General features: G+C 51.9%; 18 protein-coding genes and 1 tRNA gene. 9 read left to right on the top strand and 10 right to left on the bottom strand.

Annotation, left to right across the window (positions count from 1 at the left end):
- Window positions 1-9: 9 nt before the first annotated feature.
- Complete coding sequence (locus tag BJU60_RS02390) at window positions 10-1,005, top strand: Gfo/Idh/MocA family oxidoreductase (protein WP_070327316.1); 996 nt, start codon at window positions 10-12, stop codon at window positions 1,003-1,005.
- Window positions 1,006-1,045: 40 nt separating this feature from the next.
- Here BJU60_RS02390 and BJU60_RS02385 read toward each other — a convergent pair whose 3' ends face one another.
- Entirely contained in the window at window positions 1,046-2,080 is a 1,035-nt protein-coding gene (locus BJU60_RS02385) for a PTS sugar transporter subunit IIC (protein ID WP_070327315.1), read from the bottom strand.
- Window positions 2,081-2,327: 247 nt separating this feature from the next.
- Here BJU60_RS02385 and BJU60_RS02380 point away from each other — a divergent pair, with 247 nt between their 5' ends.
- Both BJU60_RS02380 and BJU60_RS15420 read left to right on the top strand, forming a co-directional pair.
- On the top strand, window positions 2,328-4,991 hold the full coding sequence (locus BJU60_RS02380) for a cation-transporting P-type ATPase (RefSeq protein WP_070327314.1): 2,664 nt from the start codon (window positions 2,328-2,330) through the stop codon (window positions 4,989-4,991).
- Between the two features lie 57 nt (window positions 4,992-5,048).
- On the top strand, window positions 5,049-5,180 hold the full coding sequence (locus BJU60_RS15420; RefSeq protein WP_016509559.1) for a hypothetical protein: 132 nt from the start codon (window positions 5,049-5,051) through the stop codon (window positions 5,178-5,180).
- Between the two features lie 71 nt (window positions 5,181-5,251).
- Here BJU60_RS15420 and BJU60_RS02375 read toward each other — a convergent pair whose 3' ends face one another.
- From BJU60_RS02375 to BJU60_RS02365, 3 genes are all read right to left on the bottom strand, one after another.
- Window positions 5,252-5,506, bottom strand: coding sequence for a hypothetical protein (locus tag BJU60_RS02375; protein ID WP_070327313.1), 255 nt, complete (start codon window positions 5,504-5,506; stop codon window positions 5,252-5,254).
- Window positions 5,507-5,612: 106 nt separating this feature from the next.
- The gene (locus BJU60_RS02370) at window positions 5,613-6,245 is read right to left on the bottom strand and encodes a hypothetical protein (RefSeq protein WP_016509573.1); all 633 of its coding nucleotides are present in this window, start codon (window positions 6,243-6,245) and stop codon (window positions 5,613-5,615) included.
- A gap of 86 nt (window positions 6,246-6,331) precedes the next feature.
- On the bottom strand, window positions 6,332-6,688 hold the full coding sequence (locus BJU60_RS02365) for a PilZ domain-containing protein (RefSeq protein ID WP_070327312.1): 357 nt from the start codon (window positions 6,686-6,688) through the stop codon (window positions 6,332-6,334).
- A 147-nt stretch (window positions 6,689-6,835) separates the two neighbouring features.
- Here BJU60_RS02365 and BJU60_RS02360 point away from each other — a divergent pair, with 147 nt between their 5' ends.
- Complete coding sequence (locus BJU60_RS02360) at window positions 6,836-7,096, top strand: hypothetical protein (RefSeq protein ID WP_254281623.1); 261 nt, start codon at window positions 6,836-6,838, stop codon at window positions 7,094-7,096.
- A 16-nt stretch (window positions 7,097-7,112) separates the two neighbouring features.
- Here BJU60_RS02360 and BJU60_RS02355 read toward each other — a convergent pair whose 3' ends face one another.
- The 6 genes from BJU60_RS02355 to BJU60_RS02330 form a co-directional block, all read right to left on the bottom strand.
- Window positions 7,113-7,808 (bottom strand): queuosine precursor transporter, encoded by a 696-nt coding sequence (locus BJU60_RS02355; protein WP_070327311.1) that lies wholly within the window; start codon window positions 7,806-7,808, stop codon window positions 7,113-7,115.
- Between the two features lie 146 nt (window positions 7,809-7,954).
- Window positions 7,955-8,515: a hypothetical protein gene (locus BJU60_RS02350; protein ID WP_070327310.1), complete on the bottom strand. Its 561-nt coding sequence runs from the start codon at window positions 8,513-8,515 to the stop codon at window positions 7,955-7,957.
- 137 nt (window positions 8,516-8,652) lie between these two features.
- Window positions 8,653-8,723, bottom strand: a tRNA-Thr gene (locus tag BJU60_RS02345).
- A 109-nt stretch (window positions 8,724-8,832) separates the two neighbouring features.
- On the bottom strand, window positions 8,833-11,214 hold the full coding sequence (locus tag BJU60_RS02340) for an immune inhibitor A domain-containing protein (protein ID WP_070327309.1): 2,382 nt from the start codon (window positions 11,212-11,214) through the stop codon (window positions 8,833-8,835).
- Between the two features lie 147 nt (window positions 11,215-11,361).
- On the bottom strand, window positions 11,362-12,153 hold the full coding sequence (locus BJU60_RS02335) for a class I SAM-dependent methyltransferase (protein ID WP_254281622.1): 792 nt from the start codon (window positions 12,151-12,153) through the stop codon (window positions 11,362-11,364).
- 41 nt (window positions 12,154-12,194) lie between these two features.
- Window positions 12,195-12,506, bottom strand: a complete 312-nt coding sequence (locus BJU60_RS02330; RefSeq protein WP_070327307.1) for a hypothetical protein — start codon at window positions 12,504-12,506, stop codon at window positions 12,195-12,197.
- Between the two features lie 181 nt (window positions 12,507-12,687).
- Here BJU60_RS02330 and BJU60_RS02325 point away from each other — a divergent pair, with 181 nt between their 5' ends.
- From BJU60_RS02325 to BJU60_RS02305, 5 genes are all read left to right on the top strand, one after another.
- On the top strand, window positions 12,688-13,551 hold the full coding sequence (locus BJU60_RS02325; RefSeq protein WP_070327306.1) for a cation diffusion facilitator family transporter: 864 nt from the start codon (window positions 12,688-12,690) through the stop codon (window positions 13,549-13,551).
- Between the two features lie 86 nt (window positions 13,552-13,637).
- On the top strand, window positions 13,638-14,114 hold the full coding sequence (locus BJU60_RS02320) for a GNAT family N-acetyltransferase (protein ID WP_070327305.1): 477 nt from the start codon (window positions 13,638-13,640) through the stop codon (window positions 14,112-14,114).
- 46 nt (window positions 14,115-14,160) lie between these two features.
- Window positions 14,161-15,150 carry a LacI family DNA-binding transcriptional regulator gene (locus tag BJU60_RS02315; protein WP_070327304.1) on the top strand — a complete coding sequence of 330 codons (990 nt, stop codon included), beginning with the start codon at window positions 14,161-14,163 and terminating at the stop codon, window positions 15,148-15,150.
- Window positions 15,151-15,259: 109 nt separating this feature from the next.
- Window positions 15,260-16,204 carry a carbohydrate kinase family protein gene (locus BJU60_RS02310; protein WP_070327303.1) on the top strand — a complete coding sequence of 315 codons (945 nt, stop codon included), beginning with the start codon at window positions 15,260-15,262 and terminating at the stop codon, window positions 16,202-16,204.
- Complete coding sequence (locus BJU60_RS02305) at window positions 16,201-17,631, top strand: sucrose-specific PTS transporter subunit IIBC (protein WP_070327302.1); 1,431 nt, start codon at window positions 16,201-16,203, stop codon at window positions 17,629-17,631. The genes BJU60_RS02310 and BJU60_RS02305 overlap by 4 nt, the downstream gene beginning before the upstream one ends.
- The last annotated feature ends 1 nt before the right edge of the window (window position 17,632 follow it).

The following is a 17,632-nucleotide window of genomic DNA, read 5'->3' as shown; positions in this document are numbered from 1 at the left end:
GGAATAGATATGATCAACACTATATTGGTCGGTTTCGGCTTCTCGGCGACAACGTTCCACCTGCCATTTTTGACGACGCTCGAGGAATTCAACATCACTGGGGTGGTCTCCTCTAGACCGGATGACGTCCGTGCCGTGCTCCCTGATGTGGACGTATATGCGACGCTCGAAGAAGCGATCGCGACCGATGCGACGCTGTTCGTGATCACGACACCGTCGAACTTACATAAAGACATGGTAACGACGTGTCTCGACGCAAACAAAGACGTCCTCGTCGAGAAGCCGGCGTTCCTAACGTCTGAGGAAGGGGAATCCCTCATCGCCCTCGAGAAGACGCGTGACGGGATCGTCAACGTGTTCCACAACCGACGCATGGACGGAGATTTCTTGACGGTGGCGTCACTGCTCGAATCAAACCGAATCGGAGACTGGAAAGTGTATGAATCACGCTTTGACCGGTTCCGTCCGCTTGTCCGGGACAGATGGCGTGAGAACGCAGGTCCTGGGTCTGGTATTTTGTTCGACCTCGGCAGTCATTTGATCGATCAGGCGCTCGTGTTGTTCGGCGAACCGGACCACGTCTCAGCAGATGTCATGGTCCAACGAGACGGCGGACAGTCCGACGACGGCTTCAACGTGACGCTGCACTACGGTGAAAAGCGCGTCTACTTACGTTCGAACCCGTTCGTCGCCGTTGAAGCGCCTCGCTTTGAAGTCCACGGTACGGCAGGCAGCTTTATGAAATACGGTCTCGACCCGCAAGAGGCCGCGCTCCGAGACGGCACGATCGAAGCGGGTGTCCGTGAGACGGGGACGCTCGTTGTAAATGAGCCGCAAATGATTGAAATCGAGCCGGGGCGTTATTTGGCATTTTATCGCCAGCTCGCTGACAGTTATTCGACGCGACGGCCGGTCGTTTCCCTCGAGGACGCTTTGTTGACGACGCGTGTGATCGAACTTGCACGGCAATCGTCTCGAACGCAAACAACGTTATCGTTTGAATAACGAAAAAGCAGGAAGTCCGCGAATTGGACTTCCTGCTTTTTCATGCGGCTTCCTCTTCCGGATTTGCCATCTTTTCCGTATGTCGAACGATCGGGAAATTGCTGAACAGTTTGCTGCCGACGAGACCGGCGATGATGCCGACGGCGAACACGATGATTGCCGTCACCGTCACCGTCTGCCAGTCATTAAAGCCATACATGACGAGCAGTCCCGGGATACCGGCGGCAGACCCAGGTGCGTTGTTCACCATTCCGGTCATCGCGACGATGAGTCCGGCGATGGCACCACCGACAAAGTTGACGCTATAGATTGGAATCGGATTCGCCGAGATGAGGTCGGCTTGTGTGAGCGGTTCGATCGCGACCGAAAGTTGGTCTTTCTTCGAGCCGATGTTCAATCGCTTAAAGAGTAAATAGTTCATCGAAATCGACGCCGTCAAGGCGAGGGCCGCGATTGCCATCGGGACACCGGTCAGACCGAGCATCGCCGTGAGCGCCATCGAACTGAGCGGTGATGTCGAGACGACCGTGACGATTCCGCCAAGGACGAGTCCCATCACAATCGGATTTTGCGTCGCTGCGAGCTCGATGACCGCCCCGATTTGAGCGAGCGTGTTCGAGACGAGCGGATCGACACCGATGGCGACGAGACGGGCGAGCGGTGCCATGATGATGACGTAAAAGATCATGTCGACACCGGCCGGAAGGTGCCGGTCGAGCTTGCCGCCGAGTAAGGCGAGGACGTACCCTGCGAAAAAGCCGGGGAGAATCCCGAAGCCTGACACGGACAAACCGAGCATCAACGCGTAGACCGGGTTGATGCCGAGCGCAATCGCGACAAGTGCCGCTGCCGCAGGTCCCGACAGCGCACCGGCAGCTTGGCCGACTTCTTCATATAAAGGGAGCGGCAGTAACCCACCGATCGCGTAGGCGTTGAACGCTTCGACGAGGAAGCTCGCGATTGCGGCGCCGGCGAGTGCTCCCATCGCTTTCATCCCGAACGGTGCTTTGTAACTGAATAACGTGAACAAGGCGAGAATCAACAGCAACAGGGCGATCCCTTGAATAATGACCATACGTGTACCTCTTTCTCTCTGTTTTATTTTCTCTATAGTTAACCATTCAGACCTTTATGTAAAGCCATTTCATCCATCTGACACGACTTTTTTTGGATGAGAGCGTTTCCAAATGGGAAACGAGACAAATGTGAACGGTTTTTTTGAAAAAGTTGTGAAAATGTGTCGTCTGATGTGTCAGGAAGTCGTGGAGTGGGAACATAAAAGAGATAGATTTTCATATAGGATCGACCAAGGAGGAGTAGAGATGCAGATGGAGAACAAAAATTGGCACGCACTCGAACCGGAAGAGGTGAGGAGTAGTCTTGAGACAGACGTAGACAACGGGCTGTCGAAGCAAGAAGTGTCGAGTCGGCAAGAACAGTTCGGGAAGAACGTTCTGCCGGAAAAGGAAAAGACACCTGAAATCATAAAATTTTTGAGACAGTTCAATGACATTCTTGTGTACGTCCTGATCGGTGCGGCCGTCGTCACTGGCTTTTTAGGTGAGTATATCGATACGATCGTTATCGCGCTCGTCGTCACGATCATTGCCGTCGTCGGCTATTTGCAAGAAAACAAGGCTGAACAGGCGCTTGAGGGGATTAAAAAGCTGCTCGAGACGAAAGCAAGCGTCATCCGAGACGGCAAGCAGTTCCAAATCGAATCGAGCGAACTCGTCGTCGGAGACGTCTTGGTGCTCGCCGCCGGTGACAAAGTCCCAGCCGATGCGCGAGTCATTCTAGCCGAGAAGTTCAAAGTCGAAGAATCGGCTTTGACAGGTGAAGCGACGACGGTCGAGAAGAAAATTCAAGTCGTGGCGGAAGATGCTGTCCTCGGTGACCGGAAAAACATGATTTATTCAGGAACGAGTATAGCGACGGGCAGCGCGAAAGCAATCGTCACGTCGATCGGTGAAGGGACGGAGCTCGGTCAAATCAACGCATCGATTGCTGAAGTCGAGACGGTGAAGACACCGCTTATCCGTCAGACGACGAAATTCGGTCAAACGGTCTCGATTGCGATCCTTGTGATCTCGGTCATCATTTACGCGTTTGGTTACTTTGTACGTGATTTCGATCCGATCGAACTGATGCTGACGACGATCGGGTTAGCGGTCGCAGCAATCCCGGAAGGTCTCCCTGCCGTCATCTCGATCATTCTCGCACTCGGTGTTCGTAACATGGCCGAGAAGAAAGCAATCGTCCGTAGTCTACCGTCCGTCGAGACGTTAGGGGCGGTCTCTGTCATCTGTACCGATAAGACGGGTACGCTGACGAAAAACGAGATGACCGTCAAGCAAGTCGTCACGGCGAAGCACGATATCGAAGTGTCAGGCGGCGGATACGCTCCAGATGGTGACCTCGAACAAAACGGTCAACCGTTCGACCTCGATGACGACGAGTCGATGATCGATCTGCTCACGGTCGGGAAGACGTGTAACGATGCCCAATTGTATGAAGAAAACGGCGAATGGGTCATCAATGGCGACCCGACAGAAGCTTGCTTGCTCACGCTCGCCGAAAAAGCGGAGCGACCGATTGAACGGCTGAAAGTCATCTCGAAAATCCCGTTCGATTCGGAGTATAAGTACATGGCGACGCTCGTCGACTATAAAGATGAGCGGATGATCTTCATCAAAGGGGCGCCAGACCGCCTGTTCGATATGGCTGAAGATACGGAATTTGACCGCACCTATTGGGATGAGAAACGTAAAGAGATCGCCGACCGCGGACAACGTGTCCTCGGTGGCGGATTCAAACGGGTCGATCGCTCGAAAGAGACGGTCGACCATGAGGACGTCCAATCCGGTATCACGTTCCTTGGTTTGTACGGAATCGTCGATCCACCACGTCCAGAGGCGATTGAAGCCGTCGCGGCGTGCCGTGACGCCGGTATCCGCATCAAGATGATCACGGGTGACCATAAAGACACAGCCGTCGCCATCGCCCGTGAACTCGGCATGGAAGTCGAAGGCGCACTTGAAGGGAAAGAATTGACGAACATGTCGGACGAGGAGATCAAAGAAGCGTCGGTTCATAACGATGTGTTCGCCCGGACGAGCCCAAATGATAAGCTGCGTCTCGTCAAAGGATTGCAGCAAAACGGGCTCATCACATCGATGACCGGTGACGGTGTCAACGATGCCCCGGCCTTGAAACGGGCCGATATCGGTGTCGCGATGGGTATCAAAGGGACCGAAGTCGCAAAAGAGGCGTCGCAGATGGTCCTCGTCGACGACAACTTCAAAACGATTTACAACGCGGTGCGTGAAGGCCGCCGTGTATACGACAACTTGAAGAAGACGATCTTGTTCTTGCTCCCGACGAACGGTGGACAAGCGCTCCTCGTCGCGATGAGCATCTTGCTCGGTGCCGCGGCACCGCTCAGCCCGGTCCAAATCCTTTGGGTCAACATGGTCGTTGCCATCACGCTGTCGCTAGCGATCGCCTTCGAACCGCTCGAAGAGAGCACGATGAAACGTCCGCCGCGTCCGGCGAACGTCCCGCTGTTGAGTCGCTATTACGTATTCCGGATCATCTTCGTCTCGATCTTGATCGGGGGAGGCAGCTTGATCATCAACTACATGTTAGCTGATTTTGATTTCTCGACTGCGAAGCTGCAGACGATCACACTCAATACGATCGTCATGGCCCAGTTGTTCCACTTGTATAACTGTCGGACCGAACTCGCTCCGGCGTTTAACCGCCACTTTTTCGATAACAAGATTGCGTTTATCGTATCGGCACTATTGATTGCACTTCAACTGTTCATCACGTACGTGCCGTTTATGCACACGTTGTTCGGGACAGCGGCACTTGATTTGAATGATTGGATCTATCCGGTCGTCTTCGGTGCCATAGTCTTCGTCATCGTCGAGATTGAAAAAGCGATCTCACGTCGTGTCATCGGCAATAAAGACATACACTGATGTTTCGACTCTTGATCAATGTGGAATTAGTCCACTATGACAGAGGAGGGATGCTCAATGAAACGTGACGAATCGCAACCTGGGGTTCACCCAGACCCGATGCCAGACGATGAGTCTGATCCGGCGAAAAAACCGGCTCCGACGCAACATCCAGATCCAGACCCGGAAGAAGATAACGAGGAGTCATAACGCACGTCGATGACTCGAACGATAAAAAGGCGACTTTCCCGATTAAATGGGAAAGTCGCCTTTGCTGTGGGTCACTTTTTCGGTGCGACCACACGATACTCGTTCATTTTATCAAACTCTTTTTCATTGAAGTATTCGACGACGACGAAGTCACCGACCGGGCATTCCCACCGGTCTTTCGCGACTTGGCACTCTTTGAGCGTCACTTTCTCGTCGAACATGTCGAGCTCTAACGTATCTTTGAGGAATTGTTCAGCCTGTTTGTCGGCGATTTTGAAATACTCGCTTAGGATGACGTCTTCTCCCTTGTCGTTCGTGTGTGTCATTACTTTAAAAAATCTCATTGGATTTGACCCTTCTTTCTCTAGATAAACTCTCGCTCTAGTATAAAGGAAAGAGTGGGTTTTGGGAAACCCACTCTCAAGTACAACATCAAACCACTTTCGGCCGTCGCGGCGGCGCCTCGTTGAACGGTTGCTTATGACGAATGATGAGCCAAAACAATAAACCGAATAACGGGATGTACGGGAGCGGCCACAAGCTCATCTTATAGCGCTTCGCATCCCGGGTCATCAATGTCATTTGGACGAAGGCGAGCAAAAAGAAATCGACCGTCATCGTGCGGACGAATTGATTCTGTTCGACGTATGACCAATACTGTGCGACATTCCCAGTCATCGCGGCAGCGATGAATAAACCGATCGTGACGAGGAGCAACACGACCCCGAGCAGTCTCGTCGGCAACGGCTTGATTGGCGTCGGGTAGGGCGACTGCCGTGCGAACGCGAGATACGGAGCGATGATGAATCCTCCGACGACGAAACCGGTTGCTGCCGGTAGGAGTGGATTCGGCCGCAGTTGGTTCACTTCCGACCAAAGCAGCGGGAACAGCGCGAGCGGGTAGACGCCTAGCACGCTAAAGAGGGACAAAGAATATCCTTCATAGGCATCGGTATTGTACGTCAGGAAGTCGAGCAAGAACCGGCTCGAGAACGGGGTGTTGGGACCAAGTAGCGCGATCGCGATCGCGGCGGCCCAAGGAATCAATAAAAATTTTCTGGTCATGGCTACACCTCTAATCTGTCTCTGTTGTCATTAGTATACCCTGTTATCGGACGAACAAAAAATGAGAAGTGTCTGACGACACGTTCTCATTGGTTCTCTCTTGCATAAGCTTTGATCATCGTCACGAGCTGTTGGGCTTCTTCTGAATTCGCTTCAAGACGGATCCCGTAATCGTACATGCTTCCCATTTGACTACGGTGACGGACGTGACCAGTCAATTCGATTGATTGGATTAAAGGAACGAGGTCGAGCACGACCTGAACTTTCAGCCCTTCCGACAGTGGGAACAAGTAGTCGCAGCGCAACTTCAAGCCGTGGGCACTAATGTTGAGCAGCATGCCTTCACCGTCATGCAACTCCTTATCTTCCCATACGAGGCGGTAGGGGATGAAACGGGGGTTCGGTAAAATGTAGCGGAACGTTTCTTGTCGGCGATAACGCATCGGTTCACCTCATTTCTCTTCTAGATTATCGGTTCGATTCCACCATTTTTGAAGCGTTGGACTGCCAAATTTTCGGGAAGCACGGTTTACAGAATCGTAAGCGCTTTCTATAATGAGGATAAAGGTTTGGTTTAAGGAGGGGATCGCGTGAACGTGTCTGATTTACTCCGACGTTACTCGATTGACGAACCAATCATCTATGTGAAGAACCTGCACGGGCAGTGGGTCAAGCTCGAACATCTGCCGCCCTACACCATACTTGAGGTCGAGATGACGGACGAGACCATCGAAGCGCTCGCTATCGACGCTTACATGGCGCTCACTGTTTGTCGGGAGACGTCGTCACTCGAAGATGCGCGGCCTTACGCGGTGCGTCTGCAAATTCGAGAAAAAACCGCAACCCGTTGAGGTTGCGGTTTTTTATTTAGGCTGCTTTTTCCGTCTCGTCGTCTTGTGGTTCGGTCCGTTTCGCATAATACATGAACGGCGTGGCCATCCAAGCGATGATGAACTTCGCGACATACGTCGTGACGAAGATGTTCCACCAGATATCCCATTCCATTCCCCAAAAGGCGATTGTACAGAACGTGAGCGTATCGATCAACTGTGAGACGACCGTCGATCCAGTCGTCCGGAGCCACAGTTTCTTCTCACCCGTTTTCGCCCGAATCTTCGAATAGATGAAGACGTCGAACAGTTGCGAGACGAGGTACGCCGCGAGACTGCCGAGCGTGATGAGCGGGAGCATCGAGAACAACGCCTTGAAGCTCTCATGCATATAGAGCGCTTCTTCGAACGGTTCGTAAAGCAAGGCGAACTGCATGAGTACCGTCGAGACGATCAAGATGAAGAACCCGAGCCAGACGCCTTTGCGGGCGGCGTGACGGCCATGTTTCTCGTTCAAGATGTCTGTCGCTAAATAAAGGGAACCGTAGACGATGTTCCCGAGTGTGAAGATGAAACCACCAATCACAATCTGCTGCGTCACTTGGATGTTGGCGACGACCGAGGCCATCGCGATCCAGGCGTACAGTCCGACCCGTCCGAACAGTTTATAGCTGAGGACGAGCAGACCGAGCGTGAGCAGGGCAGAAGGGATCCATAACCATTCATTCAGCATCTGTCATGCTCCTTCCGAAAAATCATTCAATTCAACTTTTCAAGTTTATAGAGGAACCGGAGACGTGTCAAGACAGTTTCCATGACTGTAAGAAAAAAGCCCTCACCCGAGTTTGGATGAGAGCAGCCTATGTAGTTGATATAATGTCACACACCACTTAGATAAATGGCGATGCCTTTCATAATCGAAGATAGGTGATTCAATCGGGTACGGGCATCTTCCCAATAAGCCCAATCGTCAGCCTCTAAAAACTGCGTCAACCCCTCACTAACGGATGTGAGTTCGTTCAATACGCTGGTCAGCCCTTCACGATCGATTCCTGATACGTCAGATGACACAAGGTGGTCAAGTGCCGGAAGAATTTCATCAATATCGGCACGGATTGATTCAAGCTCTTCACGGTTACTGTCGATTTGAGTAGAGATTTCTTCGAGCGGACGGTCTTCACAAGACGTCCCACAGGCGAAGATGGATTGCTCGGATTGACGCAGCGCACCGAGCGTATCACTGCTCAGTGACTCGAGATAGCCTAAAAATATCGAGACTTCTTCTTCGGTCGGGACAGGTTCGGAGAAAGGTTGCGTCTCAGATACATCGATCACGATATTTTCATTCTTTGGTGGTGAGTCAATCGGACGATCCGTTGTCTCTTGGGTACAAGAGGCCAACAAGGCGACGGCAGCTAGTAGTGTGATGAAACGTTTCATATCTAGTCTCCTTTAGGTATGTATCTGCTCATTATACCATTTATTGGAATATCAAATCGGATTAGATACAATAAAAAGCACTTTCTCTATTTTTCGAGAAAGTGCTTTTTATCGCTCCGTAAAACGGATTCAGTTGATGCCTCCGACGAGAATCGAACTCGTGCTGCAGCATTACCATTGCTGAGGTCTGCCACTAACCTACAGAGGCGTTACAACTAGTATGTTACACAGTCTCGATTGAAAATTCAAGCTTTTTTAGAATAATAAGACCCCCGTTCTTCTCTTGATGAGAAGGGCGAGGGTCAAACAAATCATGCTTACTTCGTCCGGACCCAAACAGCTCCAGCCGAATTGTCTTTCGCTTCGCCGACGACGTCGACGACGAGTCCGTATTGTGGAAGCTTACGGCCCGCATCCGGGATGAGCGAGTTGATGTACGTATTGGCGTCATTGAACTGTTTCACGCCAGATTGCGCCTTGTAGTCGTAAATTCCGCGGCTCGGAGAATCGAGGTACCAAGCGAGCGTTTTGTCTAAACTGAACGCGGCGTCCGCGATTTGGTAGCGCGTGCTGCCTGAAACCGTTTCTTTGCCGTTCAAGTTACCGACAATCGCCTCTGGATGTGAGTCGACGACTCCGAGGAAACCTTCACCCGGGTGGATACCGACCCAGTTGTCCGAGAACGAGTCGTCGGCATACCAGACGACGAGACCGGTGTTGTACTTGACGCCACGGCCGTTCAAGAGACCCGTGTCAGCGCCTGCGTGGTTACGCCATTCGAGGTAGTAGTAGTGCGGTTTCGTGTCATAACCGTCCGACTTGACGAAGCCGTCGAGCGTGACCGCCTCAGCACCTTCCGCGTCATCTGCGAGAAGTGTCTGTCCGCCTGACGTGATCGCCAAGTTGTCGAGGGCGAATCCTTCAAGGGCGAGACCGCCGTCTGTCACGTATTCGAACACGATCTGGACGTCTTGACCGGCGAACTGTGACAAGTCGTACGATTTGTTCACCCACGCGCCGTTTGTTGACTCGGCGTCATTTCCGGTGTTGTCGTCACCATAGACGTCAAGGACGACTTCTTTGCCGCCGCTCAGTGCTTTGACGTACAAGTAATCGTAATCATATTCGATATCGAACCGTGTATCGAAGGCGAGTGTGCCGTCAGCACCGAGCTTGACGCTTGGTGTCACGAGTTCAGTGTGCAAGTTATCACCTTTTGTCGAGTAGTAGTAGTACTGTCCGAACTCAGGTTCAATACCTTTCACTTTCTTGTCCGGAAGGTTCACTTTCAACAACCCTGGGTTGTTCGATTTCGTCACCGATTGATCGAGCTTCGAGACGAAACCTTGCTCAGTGATGTCTTCAAGATCGACTTCCGTGATGTTGGCCCAGTTGCCGCCCATCAATTTTTGGAAGTATTCCTTGTTTTGTGGCGAGAAGCTCGTCGGCTCCGTTCCTGCCACTTTACCAGCCCAACTGCCGCCGCTCATGATCGACCATGATTGGACCGGCTCGCCTTGGCCTGTGTACTGCGTGTCATATTCGTCAGGAAGACCGAGGTCATGACCGAATTCGTGGGCGAATACGCCGACCGCTCCATCTTCAGGTTGGATTGTATAATCGTATGCGGCCATTTTACCGCCCCAATACGGGACGTCAGCCGTCGTGTTCTCAACACCATATACGCCATCCAGTACCCAACGGTGTGACCAGACCGCGTCGTCACCGAGGACACCGCCGCCCGCTTCTTGGCCGGTACCAGCATGAATGATCATCAAGTGGTCGACCAAGCCGTCCGGTTCGTTGAAGTCGCCGTCGCCGTCGAGGTCATACAAGTCATACTCATCGTATTCGGCGAGGTCCATTCCTGAAGCGACCGCCGCGTTCAACGTGTCTTTGACGAGTTGACGGGGACCTGGACCGATGTTGTCATTCCCGCCGGCCGGGTTGTCACCGCCGTAGTCTTTCGCCGTACCTGGTACGGTCAACCATTCAGAGACGGTACCGTCGACCGTGTAGCTGCCGCCAGACTGTTCTTCATAATACTGTTTGAACGTCTGAACTTTCTCACCGTTGAACAGTTCGAACGACTCATCGCCGAACATATACTGCTCGTAGTGTTCTTTGCTGAAATTGTCGCTATACATATAACCGGGATCTTGGACAATGTTGTTATGCTTGAAGTCGCTGTACTCGACGAGGAGGACGAGCACTTTGTCTTCACGAACCGCACCGTTATAGCCCGTTGCTTTGGCCGGATCGACTTTGATTTGGCCATTCGGTTTGCCTTTTCGATAGTTGCCTTGACCTTTTTTCGCTTTGTCGAGGAGACGTTTCGATTCTTTTTCGAATTGGTTATGTATCTTCTCTTTCGCTTTCGCCGCTTTGTCATTCAATTTGTCATCATGTTTGTGATCGTGGGCATCTTTCGCTGTACCTTGTTTCTTTTTAATATACGCGTCGACGGCTTTCTGTCGCTCTTTCGTTGAAAGCCCTTTTTTGATGACGCCACGCTTTTCGAGCGCTTTGGCGAGACGATCCTCATCGATGATATTGTGATCGAATGGGGCAGTATTTGTTGCGGTTGGTAACGGTGAAGCGGCAAGTGGAGCGGCACCGACGGCCGGGATCGCACTGACGCTCATGACCGATGTCAGCGCGACGGCGAGCGTCGTACGACGGATGGAACGTTTTTTCATTTGGACTGACCTCCTGTAAAAATAATGGGAAATTGTGTGAGCTTGATGTAAACGTTAAACTTGTGTCTGATTAATGTCAATATTCAGAAAATAATAATTATGAAAAATAAGAAAAAAGAGACTTTCGTCCCGATTAAGTCAAATTACCTAATCCGAACGAGTCTCTTTTTCGATATATCCATAATGGAACTTCGAAGTTTTGCGTGAAAGTCGCTTAAATCCATACTTTTCGAAAGCCGGGCTCTCATAATGTGCTTTTAGGACAATTCTGTTTTTCGCAACGCGTTTGGCTTCTGAAATCAGTTCATCTGACAACTGCGCTTCGTTTGCCAACGCTCGTAACGGGTTCAGATGAACTGATTCTGAAATCGTTTTTTCGAACATCGGATCGAAATAGACGACCTCAAATTCGTCATCCGCACAATTTTTCAAATAAGTGAGGGCGTCGGTCCAAACGACCTCGATGTGTCGCATCGCTTCATTCAAAGCGTTCTCTTTCTCTTCCCAGACCGACATGCCTTCTTTGACGAGTGTCGCTGTGATGAATTCGCTCTCGAGGCCGACGACGCGACCGCTCGGGCCGATGGCGTGGCTCATGACGATACTGTCGGAACCGAGTCCGAGTGTACAATCGAGCACGCGGTCTCCGAGTTGAAGGTCGGCCGCATCAATCAGTGGGTCGCTGCCATCACGAAGCAGTTGCTTGACACGGAAGACCGAGCTTGATGGATGGAAGAAGAACGGCTCTTTGGCGCCGAGCGGCGTATACTCAACGCGGCGCTTATCGAAAACGAGGACGGCGGCACCGTGCCGGCTCATCAACGTCTCGATTGAATGCTTTCGCCGCGAGACGAACGGCACATCGTGTAGCAATGAGTGCTCGTTTGCCTTATGAATGATTGCTTCAGTCGGCCGTAGACAAGTTGTGACGATATACATCATTTAATCTCCTTACTTAAAAAATGAGACGCGGTGGCGTCTCATTTTTTCTTACTGAGTAGATCCGACAACTCATCGATGAGCGCCTTGTTCGAGGCGAGTTCTTTCTTTTTCTCATCGTTCGGGTTGATCGGGCGTTTCGAGCGGGTTTGGAGCGCTTCGAGCGTCTCATCGATCGACGTTTTGAGCGTATCACGATCTTCTGGCTTAAGTGACGCTTCTTGTGGGCTCTCACCACTCGCATCAAGTTCGCGTAAGCGTACCATCAATTGTTTCGCTTCACGATTCAAATCGGATAACAATCTGTCAATTTGTTCCAAACGAAGTTTAATACCATCACGTTCTGTGAACATATGTTTCACCTCTTTTACGGTTTAACCACAAGGGTCTCTTCTTGTTTACTTTACCATAATTTTCGGAAGACGAAACTACCGGGAATATATTCCATTTATTTTGACTTCGGGAAACACTGTTTCTCTATGCCCACACGAAGAACAACTGGTATACTAACCTAGCTAAAAAGGAGGTGGGCGGATGCATTCGACAAATCATCCACCAAAAGCGCTCAAAGGAGCCATTTTATCAATCACGACTTATTTGATTTTATCTGTCCTCAAAGTCGTCTTCGGCTATATTTACAATTCGGAAGCCGTGCTCGCCGACGGTTTCAACAATACGACCGACGTCATCGCATCAATTGCCGTCTATATCGGGATTCGTGTGGCGGCAACGCCGCGGGATGCTGAACATAAGTATGGCCATGCGAAGATGGAGACGATTGCCGCGCTCGTCGCTTCGCTCATCATGGTCGCGGTCGGGGTGTTCGTGTTATTGAACAGCATCGCCAACCTGCTCGCCGGTGTCTACGTCGAGCCGAACCCGCTCGCCGCCGTCGTCGCATTCTTTAGTGCGATCGTCATGTACGGTGTCCATCGCTACAATTTGAACTTGGCGAAACAGACCAAATCACTCGCGCTGAAAGCGGCCGCGAAAGACAATTTGGCCGACGCCTTGATCTCGATCGGTGCGACGCTCGGCGTCTTGTTCGCTTACTTTAAGCTGCCGTGGATGGATACAGTGCTCGCGGTCGTCATCGCCGGACTCATCATCCGCACCGCCATCCAAATCTTTCTCGATGCGACGCATCAACTGTCTGACGGGTTCCCGCCTGATCTCGTCGAGTCTTATGAAGAGACGATTCAACATTTTGATACCGTCAAAGAAGTTCGGGAGATCAAAGGCCGGCATCTCGGTAACCACGTCATGCTCGACGTGACGATCGCCGTTGACGGTGCCTTGACCGTCGACGAGGCCCACACGCTTTGTGACGATATCGAACGGGAACTCGATAAACACCACGCCGTCGATTCGGTCCACATTCATATCGAACCGGTCTGATTTAGGTTATCTTTTGCGCTTCGTGACGCGCTTCGTATATAATGAGTTTGGAAAGACGTTGGAATAACTGTTAAGGAGGGCACGGGATGAAAATCGTGCGTCAACCTATTCGCCAGATCGATGAGATCGAATATGAACATTTTCAGAAATATGGTCAAAGCTCTTACGGCATCTCAGCCGAAGAATTAAAAGGTATTTTCGTCGAGATGGGGGCCGAGCATGTATACACGGCCGACGAACATAGTTATGGGGAGGACTTTTACTTCGACCTCGTTCAAGACGGACAAATCGTCGGTAAAGTACTGCTTCTCAAGCTTGCTCGCGTCTATCAGCTCGATTTGATGGTGTTTGACCCGTATAAAGATAAAGGTTATGCGACAGAAGGATTGCGCCTCGCGCTTGAGCAATCCGATTTAAAAGACGGTCATACCGTCCGCGCCGGCATTCCGCCGACGAGTCCACATAAAGATGCGATGCGTCGCGTCCTTGAAAAGAACGGCTTCGAGAAACGCAACGGACTTTATTATTTAAACTTTAAAAAACGATACGTGATGAACCACTGAACTGACGGCGTCTAGCGCGTCAGTTTTTTCGTATGGAGGTTTTAAGATGAAACAAGTGACGATCAACGACATCGCTAAACTCGCCGGTGTTGCCAAAAGTACTGTCTCCCGTTATTTAAATGGAGGATCGGTCGGGAAGGCTACCCGCGAAAAAATCGAGCGGGTCATCCGTGAGACGAAATATGAACCGAACCAGTTCGCCCAAAGTTTGAAGTCGAAGCAGACGAAAATGATCGGCGTCATCGTCCCACGGCTCGATTCGTACGCGGCTTCAAGGACGATGATGGGGATTGACGAACGCTTGACCGAGTACGGCTATCAGATGCTCGTCGTCAACACTGCCCAACAGACCGAGCGTGAGATCGAGCAACTGTATAACTTAGCCAAACAAAAAGTGGCCGGCATCATTTGGCTCGGGACGACGGTGACACAAGCGCATCTACAGGCGATCGCAGCGATTCAAATCCCGGTCCTGTTGATCGGTCAACAGCACGATGACGTGCACAGCCTCGTCTATCCGGACTATGAGTCGGCGTATGCGCTCGGGCAACAGTTCATGGAGTGGGGGCACCGGGACATCATCTATGTCGGAGTGGCAGAGGATGATATCGCCGTAGGACAAGCCCGTCGTGACGGATTTTTGAGAGCGTTCAATGAAGCTGGCGCCGTCGTCCGTTCGATGACGACGACGTTCAGAATCGACGACGCCATCCCGATCGGTGAGCAGCTCGCGACCGACGTGACGGATGCGACGCTCGTCGTTTGTGCGACCGACAATATCGCGCTAGGTGTCTTGAAAGGGTTAGCGAACGGCGGCAAACGAGTGCCGGACGACATCTCGGTCAGCGGTTTCGGTGGGTACGATTTCACAGAAGTATTGCATCCATCGCTGACGACGGTCCACCTTCCATATCGGCGGACTGGTTCTCGTGCGGCTGACATGATCCTCCAGTTGCTGACAGGTGAAGCCACCCCGATGAAAACGTTCACAACTTTCGAATTAAAATTGCGAGAAAGCGTTGACATGTTGAATTAAATCGTTTACATTTGTGTTGCGGAACCGGTTCCGCAACATTTTTTATTTGTTTATGGAACCGGTTCGATAAACGATACGAAGCAATACATTCAAACATGGAGGTGGACGAATGAACACCGTACATTGCATTGGTGAACTATTGATTGATTGGGTTTGTGAAGACGCGTCGAGCGATCTCGTCAATGGGACGACGTTCGTGAAGAAAGCAGGTGGCGCACCGGCGAACGTGGCCGCCGTCGTCAGTAAACATGGGGGACGCTCAAGTTTTCTCGGACAGGTCGGAGCCGACCCGTTCGGACAATTTTTAAAACAGACGCTCGTCGACAACGGCGTCGGCGTCGAGAATCTAGTCGAACAGGGTGACACGACGTTCGCTTTCGTCTCGATCCAAGCGGACGGGGAGCGCGACTTCACGTTCCGTCGTGGGAGTGACGGCGACTATGCGTTCGAAGCGATCGATTTGACCGCTTTCAAGCCAGGCGACATCGTTCATTTCGGTTCAGCGACGGCACTGCTAGACGGTGAGTTGAAGAATGCTTACTTCAAACTGTTACAGTTCGCCAAGCGTGACAACTTATTCGTCTCGTTCGACCCGAACTACCGGGACGCGCTCGTCACAGATATCGACGCGTTTAAACAAGACTCGCTCCACTTTATCGCAGAAGCCGATTTTGTGAAGTTGAGCGAAGAGGAAGCGCAACTTTTGACCGGGCATGACGATTTAGATCAAGCGGTCGCGTCACTTCTCGAAACGGGTGCGACACGGATTGCCATCACGCTCGGCTCGCGCGGGACATTGATCGCCACGAAGGACGGCAACAACGTGATTTCGTCGGTGAAGATTGACAGCGTCGATTCGACGGGAGCAGGTGACGCCTTCGTAGGTGCCTACTTGTATCGCTTAGCGACACTCGGGGTCGATGACGCTCGTTTAGTAAAGGATATCGAATATGCGAACGTGACCGGCGCGCTTACGTGCACCGCTTACGGCGCGATTCCAGCCATACCATCACAACAACGTGTGCTTGAAGCGCTAGGAGGGAAATCAGAATGAACTACAGACAAGAAGCAGAAGCGATTTTAGAAGCGGTCGGTGGAAAAGATAACGTCGCCGCCGCGGCCCACTGTGCGACCCGGCTCCGCCTCGTCCTAAACGACGAGTCGAAAGTCGATGAGAAAAAACTCGACGCACTTGACGTCGTCAAAGGAACGTTCTCAACAGGCGGCCAGTATCAGGTCATCATCGGCCAAGGTACGGTCAACAAAGTGTACGCCGAATTCGCCGAATTGACAGGTCTCGGTGACATGTCAACGACCGATGTCAAGTCGGCCGGGGCGAAGAAGATGAACCCGCTCCAACAGTTCGTCAAGATGCTATCTGATATTTTCGTACCGATCATCCCGGCCATCGTCGCCGGTGGTCTCTTGATGGGGATCAACAACTTGCTCACGGCACCTGATTTGTTCTTCGACGGCAGCTCGCTGATCGATCAGTACCCTGGTATCGCCGACCTCGCTGCGATGATCAATACGTTTGCGAACGCCGCCTTCGTCTTCTTACCCGTCCTGATCGGGTTCTCCGCCGCCAAGCGGTTTGGGGGTAATCCATACCTCGGCGCCGCGCTCGGGATGATCATGGTCCACCCGGATCTCGTCAACGCCTACGCACAAGCGACGGTCGGTGACATCCCGGTTTGGAACATTCTCGGCTTTGAGATTGAGAAGCTTGGTTACCAAGGACAAGTGTTACCGGTCCTCGTATCGGCTTATATCTTATCGAAACTTGAGATCAACATCCGCAAATTCATGCCGGTATCACTCGACATCTTGCTCACACCGCTGCTTACACTCCTCATCACGGCGTTCGTCACGTTCGCCTTCGTCGGACCGATCACGCGTGAAGCAGGTAACTTGATCATCGATTCGCTCGTTTGGACGTATGACTCACTCGGCTTCTTCGGTGGTCTCGTCATGGGTCTCTTGTACGCCCCGATCGTCATCACAGGGATGCACCACAGCTTTATCGCCATCGAGACGCAGCTTCTCGCCGACATCGCGCGCACAGGTGGTTCGTTCATCTTCCCGATCGCGGCCATGTCAAACGTCGCCCAAGGCGCGGCTACGCTTGCCGTCTTCTTCTTGACACGCGATAAGAAGATGAAAGGTGTCGCTTCGGCATCAGGCATCTCGGCACTGTTAGGAATCACTGAGCCGGCCATGTTCGGGGTCAACTTGAAACTACGCTATCCGTTCATCGCCGCCATCATCGGTTCTGGGATCGCCTCGGCGTTCATCGTCGGTCGTGAAGTCCTCGCCGTCGCCCTCGGCGCAGCAGGTCTTCCAGGGATCATCTCGATCGCACCGGCATCGATCGTGTCGTATATTATCGGCATGGCAATTTCGTTCGCGGTCGCATTCGGATTGACGTTCGTCCTTGCGAAACGCCAAGCGAAAAAAGAAGCAGTCAAACAAGCAGCTTAAG

The sequence above is a fragment of the Exiguobacterium aurantiacum genome, assembly GCF_001766415.1.
Classification (GTDB): Bacteria; Bacillota; Bacilli; order Exiguobacteriales; family Exiguobacteriaceae; genus Exiguobacterium; species Exiguobacterium aurantiacum_A.
This window is presented reverse-complemented; position numbering and strand designations above follow the sequence as displayed.